16 protein-coding genes are annotated in these 17734 nt (G+C 61.4%); 12 read left to right on the forward strand and 4 right to left on the reverse strand.

Translation table 11 applies throughout. From position 1 onward, the window contains the following. Positions 1-247 (forward strand): hypothetical protein (locus ABY948_RS05390; protein ID WP_461481490.1); only part of this gene is annotated, 247 nt, incomplete at its 5' end. Positions 248-261: 14 nt separating this feature from the next. Here the strand turns inward: ABY948_RS05390 and ABY948_RS05395 are convergent. Further along, the gene (locus ABY948_RS05395; RefSeq protein WP_461481491.1) at positions 262-1086 is read right to left on the reverse strand and encodes a mechanosensitive ion channel family protein; all 825 of its coding nucleotides are present in this window, start codon (positions 1084-1086) and stop codon (positions 262-264) included. Between the two features lie 98 nt (positions 1087-1184). Between ABY948_RS05395 and ABY948_RS05400 the strand changes: the two genes are divergently transcribed. The 4 genes from ABY948_RS05400 (at position 1185) to ABY948_RS05415 (ending at position 3677) form a co-directional block, all read left to right on the forward strand. Next, a complete protein-coding gene (locus ABY948_RS05400; protein ID WP_461481492.1) occupies positions 1185-1880 on the forward strand; it encodes a M15 family metallopeptidase in 696 nt (231 codons plus the stop codon). Continuing rightward, positions 1873-2685 (forward strand): serine O-acetyltransferase, encoded by an 813-nt coding sequence (gene cysE / locus ABY948_RS05405; RefSeq protein WP_461481493.1) that lies wholly within the window; start codon positions 1873-1875, stop codon positions 2683-2685. The genes ABY948_RS05400 and cysE overlap by 8 nt, the downstream gene beginning before the upstream one ends. Continuing rightward, positions 2682-3047 (forward strand): diacylglycerol kinase, encoded by a 366-nt coding sequence (locus tag ABY948_RS05410; protein ID WP_461481494.1) that lies wholly within the window; start codon positions 2682-2684, stop codon positions 3045-3047. The genes cysE and ABY948_RS05410 overlap by 4 nt, the downstream gene beginning before the upstream one ends. A 135-nt stretch (positions 3048-3182) precedes the next feature. Continuing rightward, complete coding sequence (locus ABY948_RS05415) at positions 3183-3677, forward strand: hypothetical protein (RefSeq protein ID WP_461481495.1); 495 nt, start codon at positions 3183-3185, stop codon at positions 3675-3677. A 21-nt stretch (positions 3678-3698) separates the two neighbouring features. On the opposite strand, the gene ABY948_RS05420 is transcribed toward ABY948_RS05415, so the two are convergent. Further along, complete coding sequence (locus tag ABY948_RS05420) at positions 3699-4172, reverse strand: Lrp/AsnC family transcriptional regulator (protein ID WP_461481496.1); 474 nt, start codon at positions 4170-4172, stop codon at positions 3699-3701. Positions 4173-4369: 197 nt separating this feature from the next. Between ABY948_RS05420 and ABY948_RS05425 the strand changes: the two genes are divergently transcribed. The 3 genes from ABY948_RS05425 to smrA are packed head-to-tail and all read left to right on the forward strand — an operon-like array spanning position 4370 to position 9604. Next, a complete protein-coding gene (locus ABY948_RS05425) occupies positions 4370-7882 on the forward strand; it encodes an indolepyruvate ferredoxin oxidoreductase family protein (protein WP_461481497.1) in 3513 nt (1170 codons plus the stop codon). Continuing rightward, a complete protein-coding gene (locus ABY948_RS05430) occupies positions 7882-8949 on the forward strand; it encodes a Glu/Leu/Phe/Val dehydrogenase dimerization domain-containing protein (RefSeq protein WP_461481498.1) in 1068 nt (355 codons plus the stop codon). Before ABY948_RS05425 ends, ABY948_RS05430 begins: the two co-directional genes overlap by 1 nt. Before the next feature lie 58 nt (positions 8950-9007). After that, the gene (gene smrA / locus ABY948_RS05435; protein ID WP_461481499.1) at positions 9008-9604 is read left to right on the forward strand and encodes a DNA endonuclease SmrA; all 597 of its coding nucleotides are present in this window, start codon (positions 9008-9010) and stop codon (positions 9602-9604) included. Positions 9605-9632: 28 nt separating this feature from the next. Here the strand turns inward: smrA and ABY948_RS05440 are convergent, their stop codons facing one another. Next, entirely contained in the window at positions 9633-10208 is a 576-nt protein-coding gene (locus ABY948_RS05440) for an SPOR domain-containing protein (protein WP_461481500.1), read from the reverse strand. Positions 10209-10290: 82 nt separating this feature from the next. Then, positions 10291-12495 carry a primosomal protein N' gene (locus ABY948_RS05445; protein WP_461481501.1) on the reverse strand — a complete coding sequence of 735 codons (2205 nt, stop codon included), beginning with the start codon at positions 12493-12495 and terminating at the stop codon, positions 10291-10293. 238 nt (positions 12496-12733) lie between these two features. On the opposite strand from ABY948_RS05445, the gene rpmE reads away from it, so the two are divergent. From rpmE to ABY948_RS05465, 4 genes are all read left to right on the forward strand, one after another. Further along, positions 12734-12949 (forward strand): 50S ribosomal protein L31, encoded by a 216-nt coding sequence (rpmE, locus tag ABY948_RS05450; RefSeq protein ID WP_461481502.1) that lies wholly within the window; start codon positions 12734-12736, stop codon positions 12947-12949. 7 nt (positions 12950-12956) lie between these two features. Further along, positions 12957-13748: a thermonuclease family protein gene (locus tag ABY948_RS05455; RefSeq protein WP_461481503.1), complete on the forward strand. Its 792-nt coding sequence runs from the start codon at positions 12957-12959 to the stop codon at positions 13746-13748. 399 nt (positions 13749-14147) lie between these two features. Then, on the forward strand, positions 14148-16418 hold the full coding sequence (locus tag ABY948_RS05460; RefSeq protein WP_461481504.1) for a TonB-dependent receptor: 2271 nt from the start codon (positions 14148-14150) through the stop codon (positions 16416-16418). 47 nt (positions 16419-16465) lie between these two features. Next, the coding region (locus ABY948_RS05465; protein ID WP_461481505.1) for a PepSY-associated TM helix domain-containing protein at positions 16466-17734 on the forward strand (1269 nt) is incomplete at its 3' end.

Genomic DNA, 17734 nt, shown 5'->3' on the forward strand with positions numbered 1-17734 from the left:
TCAGGCTATCCGTTATCCGATTTTGCCGGAAATCACCCTGGAAAAAACCCTCGACCCGGAGATGGAGGAAATCTACCAGGAGATCCTCCATATTCGCCATCACAGCCTTTATGCGCCGCGGGATTTTGATCTGTCGCCCTACTTCGAGGTGGTCAAACCCACCCTGGTGGCGGGTTTCGATCCCCACCGATTGACCTGGGGGGATCGGCCACCGTCAGAGGATGCTGCCGGACCAGAGTTGTCTTGAATACTGCGGGCCGTTCAGGGCTTCGGGTTGAGCATGCGCACTTCCCGCTGCGGGAAGGGGATGGCAATACCCGCCTGACCCAGCCCTTCGAAGATGGCGTTGTTGACCTGAAAACGGGTTTCGTGAAAACGCTGGGTCGGTACCCAGAAACGCACGCCGAAATTAATGCTGCTGTCACCGAAGTGGTCGATGCCGATCAGGGGTTCACGGGCCTCGGTAACGCCCTGCTGCGCCAGCACGGCGCGCAGCACCCGGATGACTTGTTCCGGGTCGGAATCGTAGCTGACCCCCACCGTGGTTTCCGCCAGCTTGTTGGCGGCGGAGTTGTGGATGATCTCGCCGACGATATGCCGGTTGGGAATGGTGATGCGCACGTCGTCCTCATCTTTCAGGATGGTATAGGCCAGGTGCACTTCGTCCACCAATCCCGTCTCTCCCTGGACGGTGATGGTGTCGCCCACCACGAAGGGGCGGGTAATAATGATATTCAGGCCTGCGCCATAGTTGGACAGCAGCCCCTGTACCGCCAGGCCCGCCCCCAGGGACAGCGCGCCGATGGCGGCGACAAAGGGAGTGACACTGATGCCTATTTTGCCGAGGGCGATGATCGCCACCCCCACCAGGATGGCAATTTTGACAAAGCTGGCCAGGAAGCGGCTGAGGGTAATATCCAGACCTTTTTTCTCGCACAGGGCGAGTACCATTTTCGATACTTTGCCGGCGACAAACAGGCCGATCAGGAAAACGATCAGGGCACCCACCAGCTGGAAACTGTAGGTGACGAAGAATTCCACAATGGTGTTGTAGATAGACTGGATCTGTTCGATTTCCTGCTGCATGCCGAGCTGCTCCTTCTGGGTTGTGGCCGAAGCATAGCAAAATAACTTTCGTCATATTAAGGTGTTATTTTTCCGGAACAGGCGGGGGCGGGAATGCGGTGGTAGCGGAGCAAATTTCTGAGGACATGATGGCCGGCCGCTGCGAGGCACATCTTTGCCCGCTGGAGGGCAATGTGCTGTTGCACCGGGATGTGATTGAGCCGTTCCGGCAATTGCGCGCCGCCGCCGCCGAAGCCGGGCTGGATTTGCAAATCGCCAGCGGCTTTCGCAGCTATGACCGCCAATTGGCGATCTGGAATGCCAAGGCCGGGGGGCGCCGCCCGCTGCTGGATAGCGATGGCCAGCCCCTCGATGCTTCTCAACTCAGTGACGAGGATAAAGTGCTGGCCATCCTGCGCTGGTCGGCGCTTCCCGGCTGCTCCCGCCACCATTGGGGCACCGATATGGATGTCTGGGATCGGGCGGCGGTGTCTGAGACATACCCATTGCAGTTGCTGCCCGGGGAATATGCCCCGGGCGGCCCCTTTTATAGGCTGTCACGCTGGCTGGAGGAACATGCCGACGCTTTTGGTTTTTACCGCCCCTATGCCCGCGATGGCGGCGGTGTGGCCCCGGAGCCCTGGCATTTGAGCTACCGGCCGCTGGCGTCACAGTTTGAACATCAACTTGATGGGGCATTTGTCCGCAAACTTCTGGATAATGAGGGCCTGGAATTGCGGGGGGCAGTGTTGGCGAGTCTGGATGAGATCTCCGCCAGGTTCATTCTGCCTCCGCCACGGGAGACATATGAGTAGTTCAGATCACAGCAAGAGCGGCAGGGATCCGCTTTGGCAAACCATTTGTAGTGAAGTGAAGACATTTGCCGGGCAGGAACCGGTGCTCGCCAGTTTTTTCTATGCCTCGGTGTTGAGTCACCCGTCACTGGAAGCGGCGCTCGCCTATAACCTGGCGGAGCAGTTGGGCAACACGGTGCTGTCGGATCTCAGTATTCACCAGGTGCTGACCGAGGCGATGGCCAATGATGCGGTGCTGCGGGAACGCATGCGCCGGGATCTCACCGCCTATGTGGAGCGCGATCCGGCCTGCGACCGGTATTGTTTGCCGCTGTTGTATTTCAAGGGATTCCATGCCCTGCAGGCGCATCGCGTGGCCAACTGGCTGTGGCGCCAACAGCGCCGGGCACTGGCGCTGTTTCTGCAGAGCCGGGCCTCGGAAGTCTTCGGTGTGGACATTCACCCGGCGGCCGAAATCGGCGGCGGTATTATGATTGACCACGCCACCGGCCTGGTCATCGGTGAAACCTCGGTGATCGGCGACAACGTTTCCATGTTGCACTCCGTCACCCTGGGGGGCACCGGCGCCCAGGCGGGTGATCGCCATCCCAAGATCCGCTGTGGCGTGTTGATTGCGGCCGGCGCCAAGATCCTCGGCAATATTGAGGTGGGTGAGGGCGCCAAGGTCGGCGCCCGCAGCCTGGTCCTGCATCCGGTTCCGCCCCACACGACGCTGGTGGGGGTGCCGGCAAAAGTTGTCGGGCGGCCGAAAGAACAGGAACCGTCCCGGGAAATGGATCAGCGCATTAATGGGAGTGATCTGTGATAACGATTTTTCGGGGACTGTTGAAGCGCCGGATAATGCTGGCGACCCTGCATTCCTGGCGGGGTGTTGTGGCCTGCTTCAGGCATGAAGAGGCCTTTCGGATCGAGCTGTTGCTGGCCGCATTTTTCCTGCCATTGGCGCTGCTGGTGGCCCGTGACAAGGTTGAGTGGATACTGTTGACGGCTTCAGTACTGCTGGTGCTGATTGTTGAGTTGCTCAATTCCGCCGTGGAAGCGGCGATTGACCGGATTGGCCCGGAGCACCACGCCTTGTCCGGCCGGGCGAAAGACCAGGGTTCGGCGGCAGTGACCATGTCCATGCTGGTATTCCTCGTCACCTGGCTGGGAATTCTGATAGGTTGATGTGCCACAATGAAGGTCGTGCCAATATTTGCTAGCCTGATACGGTAACAAGGGAAAGAAATTGTTAGGCTTTACCCCGGTTGGGCGATTGCCGGCACCGTATGAACCGGAACCTGTATCGAAGGATGGAGCACCGTGAGCGAACAACGTTACGAAGTGGTTTTTCGGGGTGATGTGGTCCCCGGCCAAGCAATTGTCGAGGTCAAGCAGCGGCTGGCAGAGTTGTTTGCTGCGGAACCGGCGCGCATCGACGGGATGTTTTCCGGCCGCCCGGTGGTGGTCAAACGCAATCTCGATCGGGAGCTGGCGCAGCGCTACCAGGCCAGTATGCGCAAGGCGGGTGCCGTGGTGGATATTCGCCCCGCCGCGGAAACCGAGGCAACGACCGCGGGGAGTAATGAGGTCAATCAGGAACCCCCCCAGTTGCCGGATGAACAGGTGGACGTCGCGCCGGTCGGCGCCGATGTTCTGACCCCGGAATACCGCCGGGATTTCACCCCCGCCAATATCGACACTTCCTATATGAGCATCGCCGAGACCGGTGCCGATATTCTCCAGGATAATGAAAAACAGCCGGTGCCGGATCGCCAGGTGGATACTTCCCACCTGTCCCTGGACGACCCGGAATAACAGCTGTTACGGCAAGTTCCTCTAGAGCTGGGTGTCCAGCGGCAACTCCGTGGTGTATTTGATCTGGGTGACGGCGACGTTGGAGTGCAGGTCGCGGATCAGCGGCAGCCGCGCCAGGTGGCGGCGCAGAAACCCCTCGAAGTGCTGGATATCCCGGGTGACGATTTTCAGAAAGTAGTCCATGGTGCCGGTGACGGTGTAACACTCCACTACTTCCGGGAACTGCTGTACCTGCGCCTCAAACGCCTCCAGCGAATCCTCGTCGTTGCGGGTCAGTGAAATGCTGACAAAGGTCACCATCTGCATGCCCAGTTTGCTGGCATCGAGCAGCGCCACCTTGCCGCGAATAATGCCCGCCTGCTCCATGCGATTGATGCGCCGCCAGCAGGGGGTGGTGGACAGGTTGACCTGTGCCGCCACGTCCTGGGCGCTGAGACTGGCATCCCGCTGCAGTATTTTCAGGATCTCGATATCCGTCTGGTCAAATTCGGGCATAAATTACCCCAGATATAATGAAATATAGAAAAATATTTCCTATATATAGGGAATGGAGACATAAAAAGCAATTCCATTGCCGGAACCATGGTCTATGCTTTTTGCCAAAGAGCCAGGTGTAAAAACGCGGCTAAATTGTCGCCGCGGGCGATAACAATAACCTGGCGTTGACACAGTGACCTTGAAAGGGGGTGTCTGTGACGGTTTCTCTGAACGACAAGTATCTGCTTGATAAGGGCCGCGCCTATCTCACCGGCATCGAAGCGCTGGTGCGCCTGCCCATCTTGCAACACCAGCGCGACCAGCAGCGCGGGCTGAATACCGCCTGCTTTATCTCCGGCTACCGCGGCTCGCCCCTGGGCGGTCTGGACCAGGCGCTGTGGAAAGCGCGACCGTTCCTCGACAAACACAACATCCATTTCCAGCCCGGTATCAATGAAGACCTGGGCATGACCGCCGTGTGGGGCAGCCAGCAGGTCAATCTGTTTCCCGGCGCCCGCTACGACGGCGTCTACGGCCTGTGGTATGGCAAGGGTCCGGGGCTCGACCGCAGCATGGACGTGTTGAAACACGCCAACGCCTTCGGCACCTCGAAATACGGCGGTGTGCTGGCGGTGGTGGGCGACGACCACGCCTGCAAGTCCTCCACCCTGCCGCACCAGAGCGACCACATGTTTATCGGCGCCACCTGCCCGGTGCTCAATCCCGCCGGGGTGCAGGAGGTGCTGGATCTCGGTATCTACGGCTGGGAGCTGTCCCGTTACTGCGGCTGCTGGGTGGGCATGAAGGTGATCACCGAGAACTGCGATGCCGCCATCTCCGCCGAGATCGATCCCGGCCGGGTGCAGATCGTGCTGCCGGAGGATTTCGAACTGCCTCCGGACGGCGTGCACGGTCGCTGGCCCGATACGCCGCTGGCACAGGAGCAGCGGCTGCAGCGCTACAAAATCTATGCGGCGCTGGCCTTTGCCCGGGCCAACAACCTCAACAACATCACCCTGGACAGCCCCAATGCCCGGCTCGGTATTGTCACCACCGGCAAGTCCTATCTGGATACCTTGCAGGCGCTGGACGACCTGGGCATCGATGAGCAGCTGGCCCAGGCCATCGGCCTGCGGCTCTACAAGGTGGGCATGAGCTGGCCGCTGGAACCCTCGGTGACCCACCAGTTTGCCGAAGGGCTGGAGGAAATTCTGGTCATCGAGGAGAAGCGCAGCGTCATCGAGGACCAGCTCACCGGACAGCTCTACAACTGGCCGGTGGACAAGCGTCCCCGGGTGGTGGGGGAGTACGATGAGAACCGCGAACTGCTGGTCACCAACCTCGGCGAGTTGACCCCGGCGCTGATCGCCCAGGTGATCGCCGCGCGCATTCGCCGTTTTTACACCAGTGAGCGGGTGGAGAAACGGCTGGCGTTCCTGCAGGCCAAGGAGCACTCCCTGTCCGTCAAACCGACCTTGCTGGAACGCAAGCCCTGGTACTGCTCCGGCTGTCCCCACAACACCTCCACCGTGGTGCCGGAGGGCAGCATGGCGATGGCCGGCATCGGCTGTCACTACATGGTGCAGTGGATGGACCGCAACACCTTCACCTTTACCCACATGGGCGGCGAGGGCGCCAACTGGATCGGCCAGGCACCGTTTACCGACAACAAACACGTGTTCCAGAACCTCGGCGACGGCACCTACTTTCACTCCGGTCTGCTGGCGATCCGCGCCGCGATTTCCGCCGGGGTCAATATCACCTACAAGATTCTCTACAACGATGCGGTGGCCATGACCGGCGGCCAGCCGGTGGACGGTGTGCTCAGTGTCGATCGCATGGTCTACCAGTTGCGCGGCGAGGGGGTGAAACGCATTGCCGTGGTCTCGGATGATCCGGGTCAGTTCGGCGGGGATTTCCCCCATTTCGAGGAATTGACCATTGATCACCGCGACAACCTGGATGCCATCCAGCGCGAACTGCGGGAAGTGGCGGGCACCAGCGTACTGATCTACGTGCAGACCTGTGCCGCCGAAAAGCGCCGTCGCCGCAAAAAAGGCATTCTGGACGACCCGCCGAAACGGGTATTCATCAACGAGCAGGTGTGCGAGGGCTGCGGTGATTGCGGTGTCCAGTCCAACTGCCTGTCGATTATTCCCCGGGATACCCCGCTGGGTCGCAAGCGCACCATCGATCAGTCCGCCTGCAACAAGGATTACTCCTGCCTGAAGGGGTTCTGTCCCAGTTTCGTCACCGTGCACGGCGGCCGGGTGCGCAAACATATCGGCCTGGAGCGGGACGACGACTGGGCGGAACTGCCGCAACCGCAACTGCCGGCGATCTCGATTCCCTACAACATCATGGTGGCGGGTATCGGCGGCACCGGGGTGCTGACGGTAGGCTCGGTGCTGGGTATGGCGGCCCATATCGCTGACAAGGGCACCTCGGTATTGACCCAGACCGGCCTGGCACAAAAGTTCGGCTCGGTCACCAGCCACGTGCGCATCGCCAATCAACAGAGCGACATTCACGGGGTGCGCATTCCCGCCGGCGATGCCCATTTGCTGCTGGCGGCCGATCTGGTGGTCGCCACCGGGCAGGAAGCGCTGGCCAAGGTCAACAGCGAGTTTTCCTCGGCGGTGGTGAACAGCCATGAGTCGCCCACCGCCGAATTCACCCACAACCCGGATGCGCCATTTCCCTACCGGGACATGGCCCAGGCTCTGCGGGACGAAACCGGCGGCGAGCGGAGCTGGTTTATCGATGCCACCGCCCTCGGCACCGGGCTGCTGGGGGATGCCATCAGCGCCAATATGCTGCTGCTTGGCTACGCCTGGCAACTGGGTTTGATCCCGTTGCCCCGGGACAGTATTGAGCAGGCCATCGCCATCAATAACGTGGCGGTGGCAATGAACCTCGACGCCTTCACCTGGGGCCGCCGTTACGCGCTGGCCCCGGAGCGGGTGATGGCCCTGGCCGGGGTGAAGCAAGCGGAACCCTCGCCCCCTGAAGCGACACTGGATGGGCTGATCGACTACCGCTATCACCTGCTGCTGGACTACCAGAATCACGCCCTGGCGGATCAGTACCGCGAGATGGTGGAAACCGTGCGCGCGGTGGAGCTGAATCGCTTTCCCGGCTGTGTGGAGGAGGATATGGCCCTGACCCGGGCGGTGGCGCTCAACTATTACAAATTGCTGGCCTACAAGGACGAATACGAAGTGGCCCGCCTCTATACCAGCGGTGAGTTCGAGCGCCAGTTGCAGGAGGAGTTCGAGGGCAATTTCAAACTGCGTTTCCACCTGGCGCCGCCCATTTTTGCCCGCCGCGATTCGCGCAGCGGACATCTGCTGAAGCGGGAATTCGGCGGCTGGATATTGCCCTTGTTCCGGGGGCTGGCGAAACTGCGTTTCCTGCGCGGCAGCGTCTTTGACCCCTTCGGTTACAGCGCCGAACGCAAGATGGAGCGCCAGTTGATTGCCGATTACCAGGAGCTGGTCGACCAGCTGTTGGCGGGCCTGTCCCGGGACAATTATCAAAACGCCGTGGAGCTGGCGGCACTGCCGGAAAAAATCCGCGGCTTTGGCCATGTCAAAGCACATAACCTGACGCGTGCGCGGCAACAGCAGGCACAGTTGCTGGCCGCATTTCGGGCGGAGCCGGTAAAAATTGTCGAGCCGGGCCAGGCTGTCGCCGACATGGTGCTATCACCTACAGGAGAAGACTGATGAGTGTCTTTAGCCACCCCGATTACGACGGCCATGAAAAGCTGGTGTTTCACCGCGACGCCGACACCGGCCTGCAGGCGATTATCGCCATTCACAACACCCATCTGGGCTGTGCCCTGGGGGGCTGCCGGATGTGGCCCTATGCCAACGAGGATGAAGCCATTGCCGATGTGCTGCGGTTGTCCAGGGGTATGACCTACAAGGCGGCCATTACCGGGCTGAACCTGGGCGGTGGCAAGGCGGTGATTATCGGCGACCCCCATGTCGATAAGACCCCGGAACTGTTGCGCGCCATGGGCCGGCTGGTCAACAGCCTGCAGGGAGAGTATGTGACGGCCGAGGACGTGGGCATCGGTGAAGAGGATGTGCTGACCATGGCCGCCGAAACGGAGTTCGTGACCGGTTTCGACCACCGCAGCGGGGCCAGCGGTGATCCCTCGCCGTTCACGGCCTACGGGGTATTTCGGGGCATCGAACAGGCGGCGCGCTTCCAGTTGGACTGGGATACCCTCGCCGGCATGCGGGTGGCGATCCAGGGGGTCGGCAAGGTCGGCTACGAGCTGGCGCGACTGCTGACGGAGGCCGGTGCCCGGGTCTATGTCGCGGATATCTTTCCCGATAACCTGAAGCGTGCGGTGGCCGATCTGGGGGTGATTCCGGTCTCCCCGGAAGAGATCCTGCGCCAGCCCGCCGAGGTGTTTTCACCCTGCGCCATGGGGGCGGTGTTGAATGCGCGGAGTATCCGTGAACTGGGGGCGCCCATTGTCGCCGGCTCCGCCAACAACCAGTTGGATACCGAGGAGGATGGACATCGTCTGGCGGCTTCAGGGGTGCTCTATGTGCCCGACTACGTGATCAACTCCGGTGGTTTGATCGAGGTGTATTACCAGTACTTTGGCGCCGATCGCCAGGAGGTGCTGCGCCATATCGACCGGGTCGCAGCCGAAACCCTGCCGCAGATATTCCGCATTGCCGCAGCGGAAAATGCCGCGACCAGTGAGGTGGCCGATCAGCTGGCGAGGGAGCGTTTTATGAGCCGCCCGCTGGCCCATACGGATGCGGCCTGAGCAATGACCGGGCTATAATCTCCGCCAGTGAGCAAACGATACTTCAAGAGCCCCGGCCGTGACCGACGACGATAGCAGTTTATTTCGCGAGCAGATGGGCGACGTCACCCCGTTGAGCAAACCGGCGGATCGCGTTGCCCGGCAAAAAACCCCTGAGCAGACCCCCGGCCTCGAGCTGCGCAGACGCGCCGCCCAGCAGGAGATCGCCAGGGCTGCCGACGGGTTGTGCTCGGAGGAATATATTCCCATGGTAAAACCCCGGGATGTATTCGAGTTCAAGCGAGAAGGGGTGCAGCACGGGGTATTCAAGAACCTCAGGCAGGGCAAATACAGTATCGGCTCAAGGCTCGACCTGCACCGCTTGACCGTGGAACAGGCGCGGCAACAGGTTTACCAGTTTATCCGGGACTGTGTGAAACACGATATCCGCTGCGGGCTGATTACCCACGGTCGCGGTGAAAATCGCGACAAACCCGCCCTGCTGAAAAGCTGTACCAACCAGTGGTTGCGACAGCTGGACGCGGTGCTGGCCTTTCACAGTGCCCAACCCCAGCACGGCGGCACCGGCGCCACCTATGTGATGCTGCGGAAAAACGAGCAAAAACGCACTGAGAACCTGGAGCGCCACCACAAGGGCCGGAAGTTTCGCGGCTGAGGATATCCGCAACGGGAAAGGCGTGCTGCTATTGCTTGCGCTTTAGCAGCAGCGAGTCGATGCCATTGCCGGCGAGACGGTTGCGGGCTTCGCTGACGTCGCCATGACTGGTGAACGGTCCCACCAGCACCCGGTGCCAGGTTTCGCCCTTGCGCGGGCTGACGGTCTCGATACTGGCACTGAGGTTGAGCAGCAACAGCCGGGCGCGCAGGCTGTCGGCATCCGCACTGGCCTTGAACGATCCCACCTGCAGCAGGAACACTTCGTTGGCGGTGACTTTCGGTTCGACTACCGGTTGTTGGCTGCCGGATTTTGGTGCCGGGGCATCCGGTACGATCACCTCGGTTTCCCGCAGCAGGGTATAAAAATCAAAGTGGGGCTTGTTGCCCGATTCTTCCTGGACGGGCTGTTCAGCTGGCGCCGCCGCGGTGTCCGTATCCGGGGTTTTGGCGAGTTGGAACAGGACGGTGAGCAACGCGCCCACCAGTATGCCGGCCAGCAGCCACAACCAGCCGGGCGCACCCTGCCTGGTCGGCCGACTCTTGCGGGCGCTCGGCCTGCTTTGGCCGCGATGACTAGACTTTTTTGCGTAATCCCGGGTCATGGGGCGGACGGAACTCCTTTGCTGGGCGCCATTGTATGGATAACGGCGAACCTCTGCCAGTGCTTCAGAACAACAGTCTCTATCAGCTCATATCCTGGGGGTCGATGTCCACCGACCAGCGTATTTTTGCCCCCAGGGATGACTGTTCAAGGGCCGTGCTGAGCGCGCTCATCAACTGCTGCAACTTGGGCCGCTCCCGGCAGGTGATGCTCAGTTGGTGGCGGAAACGGCCGTTGCGCTTTTCCATTGCCGCCGGCAGCGGCCCGAGGTAACCCGTGTCCGGGCTGGCGGGCAGCAGTTGTTCAGCGCATTGGCGGGCGTACTCCAGGAAGGTCGCCGCTGCCCGGCCGTCGGGAGCCTCGGCCCGCAGCAGTGCCATATGCCGGAAGGGGGGCAGTTGCGTCAGGCGCCGTTCCGCCAGCAGCATCTCACTGAAGGCGCGGTAATCCTGCTGCACCAGGGTGGCGATCAGCGGGTGTTCGCAGTGGTGGCTTTGCAGGATCACGGTGCCGGGGTGGTCCCCACGTCCGGCCCGGCCCGCCACCTGGGTGATCAATTGCCCCATTTTTTCCGGGGCGCGAAAATCGGCGCTGAACAGCCCGCCGTCGGCATCGAGGATCGCCACCAGGGTGACATGGGGGAAGTGGTGGCCCTTGGCTAGCATCTGGGTGCCGAGCAGTATGCAGGGCTGGCCGCCGCTCACCCGGTCCACGACGGCCTGCATGGCCTGCTTGCGGCGGGTGGTGTCCCGGTCCACGCGGATGACGGGATATTGCGGGAACAGCACCTGCAGGGTTTCCTCGCTGCGTTCGGTGCCCTGGCCAATACATTGCAGTTGGGCGCTGTGGCAGTCGGGGCAGTTGCCGGGCACTGGATGCTGGTATTCGCAGTGGTGGCAGATCAGCCGGTTGATCTGGCGGTGCACGGTGAGCCGCGCCTCGCAGCGACGGCAGTTGGCGATCCAGCCACACTGATGGCAACTGAGGGTCGGTGCAAAGCCCCGGCGGTTGAGGAATACCAGCACCTGGTTGCCCCCGTCGAGTTGCTGTTGCATGGCCTCGATCAGTTCCCGCGAGTAGCCCGCCGACAGGCGATGCTGGCGGATGTCCACGGTTTGCCAGCGCGGTTGCTGTGCCGTTCCGGGCCGTTGGGACAGCACCAGCCGGCTGTAACGCCCCTGCTGGCAGTTGAGCAGGGATTCCAGCGAGGGGGTGGCCGACCCCAATACCAGCGGCACATTCTCCCGGTGGGCGCGGATCACCGCCAGATCCCGGGCGGAGTAGCGGAAGCCGTCCTGCTGCTTGAAGGAGCTGTCGTGCTCCTCGTCGACAATCAACAGGCCGGGGTTTTGCAGCGGGGTGAAAATGGCCGAGCGGGTGCCCAGAACGATGGCCGCCTGTCCGGTTCGCGCGGCATTCCAGGCCAGAGCGCGCTCCCGGTCGGTGAGGCCCGAATGGAGCACCGCCACCGGGCAGTTAAAGCGCGCCCGAAAGCGGCTGAGGGTCTGCGGTGTGAGACTGATTTCGGGGATCAATACCAGCGCCTGGCGGCCGTAGCGGACCACTTTCTCAATGGCCTGCAGGTAGACCTCGGTCTTGCCGCTGCCGGTTTCGCCATCCAGCAGGTAGCAGTGGAAGCCGTGCAGTTCGATGCTCTCCAGGGCCTCGCGCTGCTGGGGATAGAGGGGCAGCGGTGTCTCTGACAGCAGGGTTGCCGGGTCAAAAGGCTGCAACTTGGGGATGAGCTGTTCTACCAGCCCTTTCTGTTCCAGCTGTCGCAGTACCGGGGAGGCAACGCCCAATTGCTGGAAATCCGCTCGGCTCGCCGTCCCCCGTTCCAGCAAGTGCTGCAACACCTGTTGCTGGCGCGGCGCCCTGGCCAGCGCCGAGGGCGGCAGGCCCTTGCCGTGGGTGGTCAGCTGCCAGTGGCGATCAGCTGGCTCCGGCAGCGCCTCACCCTTGCGCAGCAGGGCGGGCAGGGCGGTGGCGAGGGCGTCGCCGACGGGGTGCTGATAGTAACTGGCCGCCCAGAGGCCGAGTTGTAGCAGCGGCTCCGGCAACAGCGGTTGTTCATCCAGCAATGCGCTGATGGACTTCAGCTTGTTGAGCGGCAGGTCGCTGTGGTCTGAAACTTCCACCAATACCCCGACCACAGTGCGCCGTCCAAAGGGCACCAGCAGGCGACAACCCGGGAGTGGTGCCGGCCCCGAATTTGCGGGCCACAAGTAATCAAACAGGCGCCGCAGGGGTGATGGCACGGCAACGCGGAGAATGGCGGAATGGGTCATCACTGTGAATTTTTGCTAAAACCTTGAAAGAGGGCCATTTTCTGGTAGTATTCGCGCTCCGTTTAAGGCGGCATACGGTGCCCGACAAATTACCAGGCATCCCGGAGGGTTGACGTTCAGTCAGCCAGCGTCGAATCGAGGAACGCAGTGTACCAGATGTATGCGGCGATCCCAGTGGACAACGACCGGGCTGAACAGTGATCGGGTTGCGGTGTGCAAGACACAGAGGCAAAGAGACATGAAATCAGCAATCCACCCGAATTATGGCGCGCTGACTGCTACCTGCAGTTGCGGCAATGTTATTGAAGTAGGCTCCACCCTGGTCGACAGCATCCACGTGGATGTCTGCTCGCAGTGTCACCCGTTCTACACCGGCAAGCAGAAGGTGGTGGATACTGGTGGTCGTATCGACCGCTTCAACAAGCGCTTTGCCGGTCGTTCCGCCAAGAAATAAGCTGTATATGCTTGCCTTTCGAGGCGACCGAAACGCGCCCCCGGCTGTTGCCCGGGGCGCGTTTTTCGTTGGTGCGTGTTTTTTCGGGCCGTTTGAGGCCGTCGCGGAAGCGCCGTGCGAAGCCTTTGCCAAGACCGAGAAAGTGGCTGTGGCGCAGATTTACGATGGCGACACCTTGAAACTCCGGGATGGCCGCAACATTCGGTTGATCGGCATCAACGCCACCGAAGTGGGCCACCGTGGTGCGTCCGACCAGCCCTTTGCCCGCGCAGCCAGCCGGGCAGTCGAAGACTTTGTGGCCAAGGCGGGCGAGCTGGAACTATTGCTCGATCGCCAGGCCAGCGACCACTACGGCCGCACCCTGGCGCACCTCTACAACGGGCGTGGTGAAAACCTTGAGCAATTCCTGCTGGCGCAGGGGCTGGCCTACCACGTGGCCATTCCCCCCAATCTGACCCTGGCTGCCTGCCTGGCGGCCGCCGAGCAGCAGGCCCGTATCGCCAAAAAAGGGCTGTGGGGCCATCGCGGCATCGCTTCGGTTCCCGCCGACCATATTGCCCGCGGCGGTTTCCAGCGAGTTCGGGGGAGGGTGACGGCCGTGGAGCGGGGCAAGCAGTGGCGGCTGTCCCTCGACAACCACCTCACGGCCATTACCTACCCTGAAAATCAGCAGTACTTTGACCCCTTGTGGTTTGATGCCCTGTTGGGGCGCCAGGTCGAGCTGCAGGGTTGGGTCTACCGCAGCCGCGGCGAGTGGCGTATCAAGCTGGAGACCCCCTACGCTGTGCTGATTCCGTAGGGAGATGCTGCTTTTGCGCAGGTTGGTCTGCTCTTCCGGTCGTTCCAGGCGATTCAGATAGTGGGTCCGCCGGTTGGCCGCCAGGCGAAAAGCACCCATCTGTTCACCGGTGCTGCGAGGCCCCGGATAAGCCGGCGGGTTTGCGCAAGGGTGGCATTTCTCGGCGGACAGTCTGTGGTGACAGTCGTGGGTGTCCTGTCCCCTGTAATCGGATTTTCCGGAGATGTTTGTCATGGTGGTTTGGGGTCATGTCGTGCGCCAACCTGCGACAATTTGTCGCATTGACGATTGCCTCCCGACCAGCAAAGATGCCGCCGCTGAATTCGAAGCATTTTCATGTCGGGGCGAATAATGAAAGCAAAGACCGCTGGGACCATACTGCCCACTCTGGCATGTCTGTTGAGTCTGTGTGCCATGGGTGTACAGGCGCACACCAGCGCTGTAACTGTACCGGAAGAAACCGGTGCGGGGGAAAACCTTGAAGAGGTGAGCGTCTGGGGCAAACCGGTCACCAGTCGCCAGGCCGGTTACACCAATCCCACCAGTCTGCTCACCCGGGAGAACATGGCCAGTATCAATGTGGCCACCACCGAGGATCTGGTGAAATACGAGCCGAGCCTGGTGATCCGCCGCCGCTTTATCGGCGATTCCAACGGCACCCTGGGGATCCGCGGTGCCAACATGTTTCAGACCAGCCGCTCCATGGTGTTCGCCGACGGGGTGCCGCTGCATTATCTGCTCGAGTCACGCTGGAACGGCGCGCCCCGCTGGACCATGGTGTCGGCCAGTGAAATCGCCCAGGTCGACGTGCTGTACGGGCCGTTTTCCGCTGAGTACAGCGGCAATGCCATGGGTGGGGTAGTGCTGATCGAGACGGCCATCCCCCAGCAGCGGGAATTTCATGTGGACTGGTCATCATTTACCCAGTCCTTTGACGAATACGGCTTCGACGAGAATCTGGACGGACACAAGGGCTTTGTCTCCTACGGCGACAAGATCGGCGATCTCAGCGTTTACTTCTCCTACAACCGTCTGGAAAACGATTCCCAGCCCCAGTCGTACTATTACGGCAGTTCCAGCAGCGCCCTGGGTCCAACGGCGGTAAGCGGTGCCATCGGCGGTGCGGATGAGCGCGGCGATGAACGCCTCTATTTCGGCGATACCGGCATGGTCGATACCAGCACCGACAACTACAAGTTCAAGGCCGGTTACGATTTTGGCGACTGGTTCGCCCTGCTCAACCTGGCCTATGAGGATCGCCATTCCGACACCGACTCCCCCAACAGTTACCTTCGGGATGCCGATGGCAACACAATCTGGGGCGGCGATGTTATCCAGGACGGTCAGCAGTTTAATGTGCCCGGCAGTCGCCTCAATGTCAGCGAGCAGGATCGCCGCAGTCTCTCCCTGGGGTTGCGCCTGAAGGGTGATCTGACGGACAACCTGGCGGTGGAGACCAATCTCAGTCACTTCGCCATTATCGAGGACGAGACCCGCAGCTCCGCCCTCAACCCCGCCCACCCGGACTACACCCCGGCTGGCCAGATATTGGATTACGACGACACCGGCTGGCAGACCGCCGATATCAAATTCACCCTGGACGAGGTCGGCCTCGACGGCATGCAGTGGGTGGCGGGTCTGCGCTACGAAACTTACGAATTGAATACCAGGGTCTACGATTCCGATAACTATGTCAGCGGTGACAAGACCGACGCCGTCAGCCGCAGTGGTGGGGAAACCGATATTGCCGCTGCCTTCCTGCAGCTCAATTGGGATATCGATGAGTACTGGTCCATGGCCCTGGGCGGTCGCTATGAATCCTGGGAGAGCAGCGACGGCTACTATTCGGACGACGATGCCATGACCCCGGGGCTGGATGTGGTCAAGGTGCCGGGCCGTTCGGAAAACAAGTTTTCGCCGAAGTTCTCCCTCGGCTTGCAACCGAATGAGCTGTGGACCTTCCGCTATTCCATCGCCAGGGCCTACCGTTTCCCCATCGTTGAGGAACTGTTCAGTCAGTACCAGGCCTACAATGCGGTCAGCGAGTCCAATCCCGCGCTCGAACCGGAGGACGGCCTGCACCACAATTTCATGATCGAGCGGGCCATCGATCAGGGCTATGTGCGCGTCAACCTGTTCTGGGAAGAGATTGAGGACGTGATCGAATCCCAGGCCACCACCCTGCCGGGTGGCTCGTCGATCCGCACCTTTGTGCCGGTGGACCAGGTGAGAACCCGCGGCGCCGAGTTGATTGTCAACGGGTCCGATGTGCTGGTGGCGAAGCTGGATGTGCGCTTCAACCTGACCTGGACCGACTCGGAGATCCGTGAAAACGATGCCGACCCCACCATCGTCGGCAATGAGTCTCCGCGCATGCCGGAGTGGCGCGGCAACCTGCTCGCGACCTATCATGTCACCCCCCGCTGGGATCTGGGTGGCAGCCTGCAATACGCTGCCGACAGTTACGGCAGGCTGGACAACAGCGACAATGAAGAGCGGGTGTACGGTGGCCAGGACGGCTTTATGTTTGTCGGGCTGAAAACCAGCTATCAGTGGGACAAACACCTGAAGCTGAGTCTTGGGGCAGACAACCTGTTTGATGAAACCGCCTACGTGGCGCACCCCTGGCCGGCGCGCACCCTGTATTTCAATGTCTCCTATGACTGGTAACAGCATGTTTCAGCGCAGCCGTGGTATCCGAGAGGGCGAGGGCTAGTATGTCGAGCGGTTTTGCCCCAGTGGTAAAAGCCTCCGCCGTTTACCGCACCCTGTGGCGGTGGCACTTCTATGCCGGCCTGTTCTGTATCCCCTTTATCCTGACCCTGGCCATCTCGGGTGCCATTTACCTGTTCAAGCCGCAATGGGATGCCCTGGCGAATCGCCCCTATGAGCAGTTGCCCGTCAGTGCTGCCAGAACAACGGCCAACGCCCAGATTGCGGCGGCACTCAAGGCGTTTCCGGGCAGCCGCTTTGTCAATTACCAACTGCCGTTGCACGATCGGCAAGCGGTGGTGATCACCCTGCTCAACCAGGGGGTGCAGCGGCTGGTCTATATCAACCCCTATACCCTGGAGCCGTTGCACAGCATCAATGTGGACGACCAGTTTGTGCAGCAGGTGCGCACCTTCCACGGCGAGTTACTGGCGGGCAATCCGGGGTCGATATTGGTGGAACTGGCGGGTTGCTGGGCCATCGTGCTGATACTGACCGGGCTGTACCTGTGGTGGCCGCGCAACAGCCGGGGACTGGCGGGGGTGCTGTACCCGAGGCTTCGCCAGGGCCAGCGGACGTTCTGGCGGGATTTACATGGGGTTACCGGCATTTGGCTGTCGGCGTTTGCCCTGTTCCTGCTGGTGAGCGGACTGCCCTGGACACTGGTTTGGGGCACGGCTTTCAAGGAATTGCGTCAACTGGGGCAGCAGCCGGTACAGCAGGACTGGACCCTGAGCCGCGCCCAGGAGCACCACCACGGCGCCGGGGCGAAGGAACTCCCCATCGACCTCAGTGAGGCGTTGTTGCGCGGCGCCGTTGCCCTCGATCTGGCTCCGCCGGTATTGTTGCTGCCCTCCAGGGAAAACCCCGCCATCTGGAAGGTCCAGTCGCAACACCAGAACCGCCCGCTGCGGGTCGACGCCTGGCTGGAGCAGTCGACCGGGCAGGTTGTGCGCAGCGAATCCTTTGCGCAACGGCCGCCGCTGGATCGGGTGATCGGTATTGGCGTGGCCGCCCACGAGGGGCAATTGTTCGGCTGGTTTAATCAGTTGCTGGGCGTGTTGACCGCGCTGGGTTTGGTGTTGATGAGTTTGACCGGTCTGGTGTTGTGGCAACGGCGCCGACCGGCGGCGGGTCTCGGTGCGCCAGTGCCCATGGCGGATACCCGGGCGGGCAGGGTGGTCGGCGGGGTAATCCTGTTGTGCGCCCTGCTGTTGCCGGTGCTGGCGGGGTCACTGTTGGTATTGTGGTTGGCGGAAATTCTGCTGTTGAAA

Source organism: Porticoccus sp., assembly GCF_041592135.1.
Lineage (GTDB): Bacteria > Pseudomonadota > Gammaproteobacteria > Pseudomonadales > Porticoccaceae > Porticoccus.